Genomic DNA, 12,186 nt, shown 5'->3' with positions numbered 1-12,186 from the left:
CCCCAAGTTTCCGGCTTTATCTAAACATACATACAATTTTATAGGTAAACCCTTACAATTAAAAGCGAGTTCCAGAAATCCAAGGATTCAGCTCGTTCCGTCCACAACAAGATTCGCTCTTTCTTTAGGCCTTTGCGCACCCACATAGAGATCTTCATGCACCATCCAATTATCCTCCCACATTTGCCGCGCTTCTTCACCATCCCGCTCAAGCCCCCGTTTCAAACGCTGATCGCGGGTACATTCCACCCAAATCGTAAAATCATGGTACCCTGCCAATTCTTTACGGATGGAATATGTTCCTTCTATAATAACAAGGCCTCCAGCAGGAACATCATGCCATTCGGCCATAGTGTCCGTTTCCCAATCATACCTTTGATACCTTGCATCTCGCCTATTCGTAAGCGGTTTAAGAATTTGATTTAACACCCGTTCCCAATCATAATCCGCACCAACCTGCTTTTGGGATGGAGGCAGTTGGCCCCTATCCGATGATGGCAAATAAAAATCATCCATATGAACAACCGCGCTACCCGGACACTCAGCTTGGATACGGGAAGCGAGTGTACTTTTTCCAGATCCGCCCCGGCCGTCTATGGCCAATATATATGGAGATCGTTTTTTGGAAATTTCGTGAATTTCAGCTATAAGACTGCTAATCGTATACTGTCCATCAAGTGTTGGAAAATTCATGAGCATTCCTCCTATACTACTTATTTCTATTCATCCTCCCTGAAATTCCTTCCTTGAGAGGATAAAATGAAAAAAACTAGAAGAAGGTGCTGGCAATGTTATTGAATGACCATCGAATTGAGTACGCCATTCCGATTTGCGATCGAAATCGACATCGAGTCAGCAAATAAAATGGCTCATCGGCTGCATTCTGCCAATTCGGATTTGCCGAAGAAAATGAATTGGCAGATGCCGATCTGTTTCTAGCAGATTTCCCTGAACTTCAAACTTTGTTTTCCAAATGAATACTAAAGGTCACCCCCCAACCGGTTTTCCTTTTCTGCGAGCATCACGGCTATCTTATCCTGGATTGCCGTAATTCCTTTATCTTCTACAAAATTATTCAAGATGATCGAAAATATGACTTTTTCCCCTCTTTTGGTCGTAACATAACCTGATAAGGAGCTCGTTCCTGAAATCGTCCCTGTTTTAGCGCGAACATTCCCGGCTGCATATGTCCCTTTCATCCTCTTTCTTAGCGTACCTCCCACCATCCGATTTTCGTTGCCTGCAATCGGCAAAGCATTCAAGTAAGCAGGAAACCACGTTTTTTCCTGTACGGCATACAGCAGCTTCGTTATTTCATTCGCTGGAATCATATTGACTTGGGAAATTCCAGATCCATCACGCATCATGATCGTTTGCATATCGAGACCCATACTCTTCAGCTGATTTCGAGCAACCTTCAAACCATCCTTCCAGCTTCCCTCCCCTTCTGCCTCTTTGCCCATTTCCTTCACCAAAACCTCGGCATGGCTGTTATTGCTCAGTTTCATGAAAGGAATAAGCAGTTGTGAAAGCGGCATGGACTTATGAGTGGCAATCATGTCCGCTCCTACTGGCGTTTTCCCTTTTTTCCTTTTTCCCAACACTTTAATTCCATGTTTATTCATTGAGTTTTCAAATAGGCTCAGGGCATATTCTGTGGGATCTTTCACCGAGATCCACTCTTTGGTCACCCCGGCATGCTCCGGAATGGTTCCCGTCACCGTAATGACTTGTGTGCCATGAGACCGTTCGACTTCAATTTTCTTATTGCCGTCTTCCGATTCAGTTTTCGTTTTGTTGATGACCTTCACATAATCCGTTTCCGGCTTCAGCTTCACCGTTGCCTTTTTACCAGCCTTTTTCCCAGGGGATATCTCCACAATGATGGTACCGGTATCGTAGTCTTCATTCGGGGAAGCCGTTAAAGCTGAAACGGCCGCCCCGTAATATTCCTGTTCATCGCTCCAAACTAAATCTTGGGAATAGCGAACATCGTCATACCAAGAATCATCGCCTATAAGATCCCCATGAACCACCTTAACTTGTTTGTGCTTCAGTGAGGCTGCCAGCTCATCGAAATCCTTTTCCAATAATGTTGGATCTCCTTTTCCTTTCAGGTACACATTGCCCTGCAGAACATGGCCAACTTGTACTCCTTTTATGTATAGTTCCGTTTGAAAAGCATGATCTTCCCCTAAAGTTTCCAGCGCAGCTGCTGCAGTCAATAGCTTAAGGTTCGAAGCAGGACGCAATCTCGTTTGCGACCCCCGTTCATAAATCATTTCCCCCGTTTCAGCTGAACGGATGGAAATTCCCGTTAATGCGCCAGACAATCCCGGCGATTCATCCAATATTTGTTGAATTTCCTGCCCTAGGTTTCCATCATCATTCGCAGCTTGCATCGATTCTCCATTAAAAAAACAAATCAAAAACAGGAAGAATATAAAACTCAACTTCCTTTTGTATGTCAAACCTATCACTCCCACTCTAAAAGCTCACCACTTCTATCTTGTCCAATTTACAGTCATATAAAAAGAAAAGATCCACTAGAAGTCCTTATATATACATACTCAGGAAACTGGAGGATTATTCGGCCGCCACTCCACGGAATCGATAGGAACCCCGACTTCATGATTTCTTGGCACAAAAGGATAATAGGAAACTTTCTTGTCGGTTAATCCGTATAAGTATAAAGACATAGTAAGGAGTGAATATATGTATTCAAAGATACAGCCACCAACCAAGAAAATTTCCAAAGAATCAGTGAAGGTTTGGCGGATTACTGAAGCCATTACCAATCTCATTATCCTCGCCGTCCTTGGCATCCTATTATTTGTTGATGATTATTTCACTTGGAAAGAATGGATTGGATGGATTTTAAACGGACTTATCGTATTATCTTTTTTTCATGCAATCTGGTCCATCTTCATTGAACCGATCTTATTGCAAAAGTATTGGCGTTACGACGTGAACGAAGAATTCATTCAAACAAAACATGGAGCCTGGAGTGAAACGCATGAACTCATTCCGATGACGAAGGTCCAATCCGTCGAATTGAACCAAGGACCGTTTTTGCGAAAATATAACCTTTATTCCCTTAGCATCGGAACAATGGGGGACTCTCATGACATACCTGCCATCCCCGAGAAAGAAGCATATGAATTACGAGATAAAATTGCCCATTTCGCAAAAATTAAGGAAGTGGATTAATGATGGAAGAACATGCAAAACGATTACACCCTTTCAAAATCCCTTTCGAGTTTTGGAAATTGCTGAAAGGAAATGCGTTTTTCATCATCATGCTTTATGTCCTGAATTTCGGTTCTGAAAAGACGTATATGAAGGTACTCCAAATCGGTTTTCTAGTTTATCTGATTTGGAAAGTCATTTCCATCATCCTAAAATGGTATACGTATAAATACCAAATCAAAGAAGGAACCATATATATTACTTCAGGGCTTATCTCGAAATCGTATCGAACGGTCCCGCTTCATAAGGTACAGAATGTTCAGCAACGCACGACGTTATTTCATAAAATTTTCAGTTTAACCTCTTTAACATTCGAAACGGGGATGACTGGTGATCAGGGTACCGTACCTTTTGAGGTGATTTCCCGAAGAGAGGCCGAACGGCTTGAGGGGGAATATGCTTCAAAACAGGAAATTCCGGTTATCGAAGTGGATATTCCCGAAGAACGAATAGCAGAACCAACCCATGGAAAAACGATCCATTTCACACCAACCAAACAAGATGTGCTGAAAGCTTCCTTTACATCACTCAGCTTCCTGGCTCTTATCCCAATATTGGCTACGTTATATAATACACTCGATGATTTTATCAATTTGGAGAATGCCGAAGGGTTTCTTGCCAAGTTATTGGATACGTGGTGGATCATAACCATCGTTCTTGCAGGCCTCATATGTGTCGCCGTTGCCTTCGGAATCGTTTCCACATTCGTCAAATATGGAAAATATGAAATTTCATCCGATCACGAGCGTATATATATAAAGAAAGGTGTACTGGATGAATCCGCTTTTTCCATTCAGAAAGAAAAAGTACAAGCTGTAGAAATCACCCAATCAATCATTAAAAGATTGCTAGGCTTGGCAGAAGTGCAACTGGTAAGTGCAGGAAATACGGGCGATGAAGAGCTGGAAACGAATACACTCTATCCTTTTTTATCGATTGAACGGGCATATGGGATGGTAGAAGAGATTTTACCCGCTTACAAAGTGGAACGGTCAATGAAGCCGCTATCGAAACAGGCCTTCAAAATCCGAATGCTGCGGCCCAGCTTTTTCTGGATTCTCACAACATTGGCGATCTATTATTTCAAACCCTCCCTATGGTATATCTCGCTGATTTTACTCGTCCTCATTTATTCATTGAGAATAATGGATTACAAAAATAGCCGTTACTTGTTAAATGATGAGTTCATTCAGTTCAAATCCGGAAGTTTGGAAACATCACTATTCATTACCAAAAGAAGCAAGGTCATTCAAATTGAGGTGGAACGTTCGAAGTTGCAAAAGCTTTTCGGTCTTGCCACAATTGAAACGATCAACCGTTCCAAGCCTGTACACCATACAAAGCTCCAAGATGTAACCGTTGAATATGCAGACGAGTTTTACACATGGTATATGGGCAGGACAAAAAATATCCAAGTCGAATAGCAATCAATGAATGAAAGAGTTGACCATGGCAGTCAGCTCTTTTTTTATCCTCTATATCCCCCACTCATGTCAAAATTAATATTGGGAATTTTCTAACTTGAAACTTTTAAAAAGACAAAGCAGACCGAAATATCTTAGAGAACCTAAATTATTTTGAGGAATATAAGGATAATTGTCTAAATGAAAAGACTGATAGACTGGTATTTTAATTCGCTAAAAAAACAAATTTTGATTCCTTTTTTAGCTTTGATCATGATTGCATCCATTATCGCGAACACATTCAGCAATTTCGACGAAATAAAAAAGATGATGAACGATATGGTAAACGAGGTCACACTAATGGAGAGCAATGCAGAAAGATTAAATTCGATCAGTCAGGAAACTGCGGCAGGAACTGAAGAAGTATCAGCCTCCGTAGAACAAACGAGTGCTTCCATGGAACAATTAAATGCCCTGGCTAGCGAATTGGATGCCCTATCTCAGGAAATGCACAAAGAAATAAAGAAATTCACATTCTAATCAAAAAAAGGGACGGGTCCTAAGGGATCCGTCCTTTTTTACCTTACGATTTATAGAGTTCTTCTACTGTTCGTTAGCGTTTCATCGGTTTCAGTTATTCCTGAGTAAGAAGAACTGGTTTTTCTCGCATCCGAATCGACTAGCACAAGCAGCTTGCCACTCTTTACATCCGCTTCATAACGATTAGCTTCGTCTTCAGGTATGCCCATACCGATTAATGTACCGGCCAATCCTCCTGTACCAGCACCTACTGCCGCTCCGGCTAATGTTGCAGCAAGCGGTCCAGCTGCCAGTACCGGTCCGATTCCCGGAATAGCCAGCGCACCCACACCAGCTAATAATCCGGCAGCACCGCCCAAAATACCTCCGGTCGCCGCACCAGCTGCGAGCCCCTCTTCAACTTTTGTACCCGTTTCTTCATTAACTGTATTTAATTCTTCTTTATCTTTAGCTACCACCGAAATATCTTCACGATCATACCCTTGGGCCTGTAATGATTCAACAGCCTTTATGGCTTCTTCTCCAGTTTCATATACACCAATTATACGTTTATCCATATCTATCATCCTCCTTAAAGAATGTAAATTGTCGCTCCCCCTTTACATACCCCAGGGGATGAAAAGGCTAAACGTTATTTAACAGGAAAATATTTTTGAGTTAACCCTTACTTAGAAAGGGTATATATAATAATAGTATGCACATTTTTAGGGGGTTTTCTTTTTGCTCATCGATTTACTTAAAGATTTAGTATCTATTGACAGTTCAGCGAAAGAAGGAGCTAACCAAGCAGTTGATTACTGTGCGGACTGGCTTAAAAAACAAGGGCTTACCGTGAATGTGATCGTAAATAACGGTTATAAAATGCTTGTTAGCGAGATTGGCAGCGGAGATAAAACCGTAATTTGGAATGGCCATGTCGATGTTGTCAGCGGAACGCCGGATCAATTTTTCCCTGAGGTTCATGAGGGAAACTTATATGGACGCGGGACAGCCGATATGAAAGCGGGAGTTGCAGGGATGATGTGTGCATTTACCGAACTGAAAGATAAGGACTTAGGTTTAAAAATCCAGCTACAGATCGTATCGGATGAAGAGATTGGCGGGTTGAACTGTTCCGGATATTTAGCGAAACATGGTTATAGAGGGGACTTTGTAATCTGTGCTGAACCTACGCAATTGGGAATCGGACTCCAGGCAAAGGGTGCCCTTCGTCTCGATATTGAAGTATCCGGCAAATCCGCCCATGGAAGCCGTCCATGGGAAGGCGTGAATGCAATTGAAAAGGCCTATGATCTCTATCAAAAAATAAAGGAACTTCCTTTCACCCGGGATCATACTCCCCTTTACTCTTCCCCATCACTTAACCTAGCAAAAATAAAAGGCGGGGATGTTTATAATAAGGTACCGGATGCCTGTTTGCTAAGTCTTGATATACGCTATCTTCCTACGCAAACAATGGAAGATATCATTGCTCAGATCGAAAGTGTGACAGGAAATAATGTCCACCTTAATATGTATAGTAAACCTGTAAAAACCGAAGAGTCAGACCCATTCATCACTCTGCTCCGCCCGATTATCGAAAGGAACACAAAGCAGGGCGCTGTCATTTTTGGGCAGCACGGCTCCGCAGATACCGTGTTTTTTGCGGCATATGATATCCCAGCCATTGAATTCGGTCCAAAAGGTGAGAACTGGCATGGAGATAGGGAATGCGTCAACCTTGAATCAGTAGCAGTCTATCAAAAAATGCTAGTCGATTTCGCTTCTGAATTTGTTTTAAATTAATCCAAATCATGAAAAAAGCCGGCATCACATAGATGCGGGCTTTTTTCATGCTCCGAATATCCTTTCCTACTAAAATAAAAGGCACTCAATTGTTCATTATTGCGTTGTTTTTTTACAAAATATACAGGACTTTTAATTCAGGGAATGCATATCCATATTTTACCTCATTAAACAAGATACGCCATAACACCAACACTATTTACCAAAAATACGCTTATACTGACATAAAAAATAATATATTTACAATTAATAGATAAGTCCTTTTGTCCTAGTTTATATTACATTTATTTATCAAGGGAAACCTTTTTGTAACACAATTACTATTCCAGCGAAACATTGTTGTCATAAATACCTGTTATTCTAAGTCTACGATTTAAAACAAAGGAGACTATTCATTTTGAAAAAAATACTACTTCCACTATTCACTGCTTTCTTTTTGGTATTTAGTTTTTCCGGAGTTTCATCGGCTGCTACTACTACATACAAAGTTAAAAGCGGCGACACACTATGGGGTATCGCCAATAAACATAATATAACAGTCAATCAACTCAAAAGTTGGAACAACCTGAAAAAAGATAACATCCATCCAAAACAAGTTTTAAAGGTCAAGAAAACATCGACTTCTGCTAAACCTAAAGCTACAGCTAAAACATCATCATCCAAGAAATATAAAACGATCACCGTGAAGGCAACAGCTTACACTGCGAACTGCAAAGGTTGCAGCGGTATTACAGCATCAGGTCTTAACTTAAAGAAAAACCCTAACGCAAAAGCCATCTCAGTCGACCCTAAGGTCATTCCACTAGGAACAAAAGTTCATGTAGAAGGATACGGGGATGCCATTGCTGCAGATAAAGGCGGCGCAATCAAAGGGAATAAAATTGACGTCTTCTACTCTTCTCACTCCAAAGCTATCAATTGGGGCAGAAAAACCGTTAAAGTAAAAATTTATAAATAATGATAAGCGCCAGTCTGAAACCTAATTCAGGCTGGTCTTTTGTTTTTCCCATTCTTACAAACACCTAAACAACCAGATTACCTTCAAACGGAATTATTTACTGAAATTTCAGTCAATGTTATGATTAGTACATCTTAATCAAAAGAGAGGTGTGCACATTGAATATTGTCATTATAGGGGCCGGGGCACTCGGCTCCTACTTTGGAGGCAGGTTGCAGCAGGCGGGGCAGCATGTTCAATACCTTGTCCGAAAAAACCGCGCCAAACAATTGAAAGAAAATGGCATCAGCATAACCAGCCCACATGGAAACTACCAATTTAACGACCTTCATATCACACAGAACGTAAATGATATTGAAAAGGTCGACCTTGTGATTCTCGCCGTAAAAGGTCAGCATCTGCAGGGCACCCTTACAGATTTAAAGGTCCTTGTTGAAAAGGGTGCAAAGGTCCTCCCGCTCTTGAATGGGTTGGAACATGTATCCATTTTACAGGAAGAACTGGGCGATGAAGCCGTCTTGGGAGGAAGTGCCTTCATCATCGCCACTCTCGATGAAAAAGGTCATGTCATTCACTCCAATGATAATCACGATTTAATCTATGGCCCGCTCCATCCATCACAAAAAGAGATTTGTGATAAATTCGAACAGGCGGCCGGATCAGCTATCATGAAGGCTGGCAGAACGGAAAACATATTGATCAGGATGTGGATCAAATACATGTTCATCACCGCTTTCTCCGGTGTGACAACTGCCTCCAACCTCCCTATCGGCACGATACGGAGATTCCCTGAAACCAATGGATTGCTGGAAAAGGTCCTTGTTGAAATGAAGGAGCTCGCAAATGCTTATGGCGTCGGAATTACTGTGGAGAATATTGCACAGGCGTTGGAAAACATGGCAGGTTTACCTGATGAATCCACCTCTTCCATGCACCAGGACCGCCGGAAGGGCCTTACCCTAGAAGTGGAACATTTACAGGGCGGTGCACTGCGCCTTGCCGACAAGGCCGGTTTGAGACTTCCTGTGATCGGAACCCTTTATGCACTCATAAAACCATTCGAAAATTGATTTTTCTCAATACCGGCGCCTCACCGGTATTTTTTTATTGCAGTTTATTAATCTATCATGGCCCTAATGGACACTTTAATTCCTCTTCCACCCTTCAGTTATTAAAAAAACCAAGACCAAAAAGAACAAAAAGAAAACAATATCACCAAAAGAATATTCTGATACTTCATTCTGTTACACTATAACCAAGTTAAGAAAGCGCTATCATATAACAAAGGAGAATGCACCTTGAAAATATTAAAAAATCTAACAGTTCAGGTCATCATCGGTATCATTCTGGGTATAACAGTCGGTTTCTTCTTTCCTGCTTTCGGTGAACAGCTGAAGATATTAGCTGATTTATTTATTAAAATGATTAAAATGGTCATTGCACCAATCATCTTCTTAACCGTCGTAATCGGAATTGGCGGTATGGGTGATATGAAAAAGGTTGGCCGCATCGGCGGAAAGGCCCTGCTCTATTTTGAAATCGTTACCACTTTCGCACTTGCCATCGGAATTATCGTAGTCAATCTGCTGGGACCTGGTAAAGGCTTTAACATCGATTCAGTCGAGGGCGGAGATGTATCACAATATACAACAGCCGCTTCCGAAACGGAACATGGCGCCGTTGCTTTCATTTCTAATATCATTCCTGATAATGCCGTTGCCGCACTGGCTGGCGGAGACTTACTCCCTATTCTATTCTTTGCCGTATTATTCGGATTATCAATGGCGGCAATGGGACCGAGAGTGCAGCCAGTCGTATCTTTCTTTCAGCATATTGCCGATATTTTCTTCGGCATCGTCGGTATGATCATGAAAGTATCTCCATTGGCGGCTTTTGGAGCAATGGCTTATACAATCGGTAAGTTCGGCCTTGGTTCTCTAAGCTCTTTAGGACAATTAATGGGTAGCGTATATATCACAATGGCACTATTCATCATTCTTATCCTTGGCTCGATCGCCAAAATCTACGGCTTTAATATTTTCAAGTTCATAGCCTATTTAAAAGAAGAAATCCTCTTAGTTTTAGGAACATCTTCGTCGGAATCAGCTCTACCAAGCGTAATGAAAAAACTCGAAAAATACGGTTGTTCAAAATCGGTAGTCGGTTTAGTTGTCCCAACTGGTTATTCTTTCAACCTTGATGGCACATCCATCTACTTATCCATGGCAGCGATTTTCATCGCCCAAGCTTATGGTGTCGACTTAAGCATCTGGCAGGAATTGACCCTTCTAGGAATCCTGATGTTAACATCCAAAGGAGCTGCCGGTGTAACGGGATCCGGTTTCATTACACTTGCTGCAACATTAGCTGCCTTCCCAATGATTCCAGTTGAAGGAATGGCATTACTGCTGGGAGTCGACCGCTTCATGTCTGAAGCACGTGCCATCACTAATCTAATCGGTAACAGTGTTGCTACAGTGGTCATTTCTAAATCGGAAGGTGAATTCAATCCAAATCAAGCCATCTCAGGCGATATGGGTGAAGTGGCCGTCTCATCGGAAAAATAAGCGAATCTTGAATGAAGAGGTGTGTAACTTGCACCTCTTTTTTTATGTCTTGCTCCCTTTCTATCAATGAATAGCCGATTTTCTATAAATAGCCAATCAAATAAATTTCAGAATCACTGAAAAGTGTTTATACTTTTATGTAACAGGTAAAAGTATATAGTTAAAAGTTTTAGTAGTTTGATGGATTTAACCAAATTAGGAGGTTTTATCATGAAGGATTACGGATTATTTATTAACGGTGAGTGGTCGGATTTTGGATTGGATAAAATTGAAGTGAGAAACCCGGCAACGGATGAAGTAGTTGCAACCGTTCCTAAAGGCGGTGCAACTGAAGCGGCGAAGGCTGCAGATGCCGCATATGAAGCCTTTACGGGCTGGGCTGCACTATCAGTCTACGAACGTGCTGAACTAATTTGGAAATGGCATCGGTTGATTGATGATAATAAAGAAGAACTAGCCAAAATCATGACTGAAGAGCAAGGTAAGCCCCTTAAAGAGGCTCTTGGTGAAATGACATATGCAAATGGCTTTTTATCTTGGTTTGCCGAAGAAGGAAAACGGGTGTACGGCGAAACGATTCCTGCTTCCGTATCCAATAAGCGGCTTTTCGTGACAAAACAGCCTGTCGGAGTTGTAGCTGTCATTACGCCTTGGAACTTTCCTGCAGCCATGATTACAAGAAAAGTTGCACCAGCGCTTGCAGTCGGCTGCACAGTCGTCATTAAACCGGCAAACCTGACTCCCATAACAGCTCTAAAAATGGCTGAATTAGCTGAAGAAGCTGGCATTCCAAAAGGAGTCATCAATGTCGTGACAGGAAAATCATCAGAAATCGGCGAAACTTGGCTTCAAGATACAAGGGTTCGTAAATTGACGTTCACCGGTTCTACAGAAGTCGGTAAAACCCTTATGAGGGGCTCAGCTGACACGGTAAAGAAAATCTCGCTTGAACTCGGGGGGCACGCACCTGCCATCGTTCTTGAGGATGCCGATCTTAATAAAGCGGTTGATGGCATCATCAGTTCAAAATTCCGTAACGCAGGACAAACATGCGTCTGTTCAAATCGCATTTATGTCCACGAAGCGATTCAAGAAGCCTTCATCAAAAAGCTCGTTGCCAAGGTCAAAGAACTAAAGGTAGGAAATGGACTGGAGGATGGCGTCGATATCGGTCCGCTTATCGATCAAAATGCAGTTGATAAGGTTCAAAAACAAATTGATGAAGCAATCAGCAGCGGTGCTAAGCTCGAAGCTGGCGGTAAATCAATAAGCGGCCTTTTTCTTGAACCAACCGTACTATCCAACATTGATGACAGCATGCTCTGCATGAAGGAAGAAACATTTGGTCCTCTAGCTCCTATCGCCTCCTTTAAGACTGATGAAGAGGCAATCAAGAGGGCAAATGACTCCATCTTCGGTTTGGCAGCTTACGTCTTCACTGAAAATATCACCAAGGGCATCAAATTCACCGAGGCACTTGAATTCGGTATTGTTGGCTTGAACGATGGACTTCCTTCCGTTCCGCAAGCTCCATTTGGCGGATTCAAGCAAAGCGGGCTCGGCCGTGAAGGTGGACATCAAGGCATCGAAGAATTCCTGGAAGTAAAATATATTTCCTTAGGTTTGTAACCTATTTAGGCGCTTTTGCTCCTTCACTAAGAAAACGGGCCCGACATAATTGAGT

Annotated in this window: 12 protein-coding genes; 9 read left to right on the top strand and 3 right to left on the bottom strand. The window is 42.0% G+C overall.

Annotation, left to right across the window (positions count from 1 at the left end; all coding sequences use genetic code 11):
- Positions 1 to 87 precede the first annotated feature (87 nt).
- Entirely contained in the window at positions 88 to 693 is a 606-nt protein-coding gene (locus MKY17_RS02880) for an NB-ARC domain-containing protein (protein ID WP_098370465.1), read from the bottom strand.
- Positions 694 to 798: 105 nt separating this feature from the next.
- On the opposite strand from MKY17_RS02880, the gene MKY17_RS02875 reads away from it, so the two are divergent.
- Positions 799 to 939, top strand: a complete 141-nt coding sequence (locus MKY17_RS02875; protein WP_179891009.1) for a hypothetical protein — start codon at positions 799 to 801, stop codon at positions 937 to 939.
- Between the two features lie 41 nt (positions 940 to 980).
- On the opposite strand, the gene dacB is transcribed toward MKY17_RS02875, so the two are convergent.
- A complete protein-coding gene (gene dacB, locus MKY17_RS02870) occupies positions 981 to 2,402 on the bottom strand; it encodes a D-alanyl-D-alanine carboxypeptidase/D-alanyl-D-alanine-endopeptidase (protein WP_098370464.1) in 1,422 nt (473 codons plus the stop codon).
- A gap of 313 nt (positions 2,403 to 2,715) precedes the next feature.
- On the opposite strand from dacB, the gene MKY17_RS02865 reads away from it, so the two are divergent.
- The 3 genes from MKY17_RS02865 to MKY17_RS02855 all read left to right on the top strand — a co-directional run bounded on the left by MKY17_RS02865 (position 2,716) and on the right by MKY17_RS02855 (position 5,192).
- Positions 2,716 to 3,210 (top strand): PH domain-containing protein, encoded by a 495-nt coding sequence (locus tag MKY17_RS02865; protein ID WP_098370463.1) that lies wholly within the window; start codon positions 2,716 to 2,718, stop codon positions 3,208 to 3,210.
- Positions 3,210 to 4,673 (top strand): PH domain-containing protein, encoded by a 1,464-nt coding sequence (locus tag MKY17_RS02860; protein WP_098370462.1) that lies wholly within the window; start codon positions 3,210 to 3,212, stop codon positions 4,671 to 4,673. Before MKY17_RS02865 ends, MKY17_RS02860 begins: the two co-directional genes overlap by 1 nt.
- 180 nt (positions 4,674 to 4,853) lie before the next feature.
- Positions 4,854 to 5,192 carry a methyl-accepting chemotaxis protein gene (locus MKY17_RS02855; RefSeq protein ID WP_339201339.1) on the top strand — a complete coding sequence of 113 codons (339 nt, stop codon included), beginning with the start codon at positions 4,854 to 4,856 and terminating at the stop codon, positions 5,190 to 5,192.
- Positions 5,193 to 5,242: 50 nt separating this feature from the next.
- Here the strand turns inward: MKY17_RS02855 and MKY17_RS02850 are convergent, their stop codons facing one another.
- Positions 5,243 to 5,749 carry a general stress protein gene (locus MKY17_RS02850; RefSeq protein WP_098370460.1) on the bottom strand — a complete coding sequence of 169 codons (507 nt, stop codon included), beginning with the start codon at positions 5,747 to 5,749 and terminating at the stop codon, positions 5,243 to 5,245.
- A gap of 163 nt (positions 5,750 to 5,912) precedes the next feature.
- On the opposite strand from MKY17_RS02850, the gene MKY17_RS02845 reads away from it, so the two are divergent.
- The 5 genes from MKY17_RS02845 (at position 5,913) to MKY17_RS02825 (ending at position 12,131) form a co-directional block, all read left to right on the top strand.
- Positions 5,913 to 6,977, top strand: coding sequence for a M20/M25/M40 family metallo-hydrolase (locus MKY17_RS02845; RefSeq protein WP_098370459.1), 1,065 nt, complete (start codon positions 5,913 to 5,915; stop codon positions 6,975 to 6,977).
- 397 nt (positions 6,978 to 7,374) lie between these two features.
- Complete coding sequence (locus tag MKY17_RS02840; RefSeq protein ID WP_098370458.1) at positions 7,375 to 7,935, top strand: 3D domain-containing protein; 561 nt, start codon at positions 7,375 to 7,377, stop codon at positions 7,933 to 7,935.
- 149 nt (positions 7,936 to 8,084) lie between these two features.
- On the top strand, positions 8,085 to 9,005 hold the full coding sequence (locus MKY17_RS02835) for a 2-dehydropantoate 2-reductase (protein WP_339201337.1): 921 nt from the start codon (positions 8,085 to 8,087) through the stop codon (positions 9,003 to 9,005).
- 228 nt (positions 9,006 to 9,233) lie between these two features.
- Positions 9,234 to 10,502, top strand: a complete 1,269-nt coding sequence (locus MKY17_RS02830) for a dicarboxylate/amino acid:cation symporter (protein ID WP_144527881.1) — start codon at positions 9,234 to 9,236, stop codon at positions 10,500 to 10,502.
- A 210-nt stretch (positions 10,503 to 10,712) separates the two neighbouring features.
- Positions 10,713 to 12,131: an NAD-dependent succinate-semialdehyde dehydrogenase gene (locus tag MKY17_RS02825; RefSeq protein ID WP_076370827.1), complete on the top strand. Its 1,419-nt coding sequence runs from the start codon at positions 10,713 to 10,715 to the stop codon at positions 12,129 to 12,131.
- Positions 12,132 to 12,186: the final 55 nt, after the last annotated feature.

This window comes from Peribacillus sp. FSL P2-0133, assembly GCF_037975445.1.
Taxonomy (GTDB): domain Bacteria; phylum Bacillota; class Bacilli; order Bacillales; family DSM-1321; genus Peribacillus; species Peribacillus simplex_E.
Note: the sequence above shows the minus strand (reverse complement) of the source record. Positions and strands in the feature narration are given on the sequence as shown.

What these genes read in the sequence shown, in the direction of transcription:
- dacB (WP_098370464.1), bottom strand. Translation starts at nt 2,402, where the DNA reads ATGCAAGCTGCGAATGATGATGGAAACCTAGGGCAGGAAATTCAACAA.
- MKY17_RS02880 (WP_098370465.1), bottom strand. Translation starts at nt 693, where the DNA reads ATGAATTTTCCAACACTTGATGGACAGTATACGATTAGCAGTCTTATA.
- MKY17_RS02825 (WP_076370827.1), top strand. Translation starts at nt 10,713, where the DNA reads ATGAAGGATTACGGATTATTTATTAACGGTGAGTGGTCGGATTTTGGA.
- MKY17_RS02865 (WP_098370463.1), top strand. Translation starts at nt 2,716, where the DNA reads ATGTATTCAAAGATACAGCCACCAACCAAGAAAATTTCCAAAGAATCA.
- MKY17_RS02855 (WP_339201339.1), top strand. Translation starts at nt 4,854, where the DNA reads ATGAAAAGACTGATAGACTGGTATTTTAATTCGCTAAAAAAACAAATT.
- MKY17_RS02850 (WP_098370460.1), bottom strand. Translation starts at nt 5,749, where the DNA reads ATGGATAAACGTATAATTGGTGTATATGAAACTGGAGAAGAAGCCATA.
- MKY17_RS02875 (WP_179891009.1), top strand. Translation starts at nt 799, where the DNA reads ATGACCATCGAATTGAGTACGCCATTCCGATTTGCGATCGAAATCGAC.
- MKY17_RS02860 (WP_098370462.1), top strand. Translation starts at nt 3,210, where the DNA reads ATGATGGAAGAACATGCAAAACGATTACACCCTTTCAAAATCCCTTTC.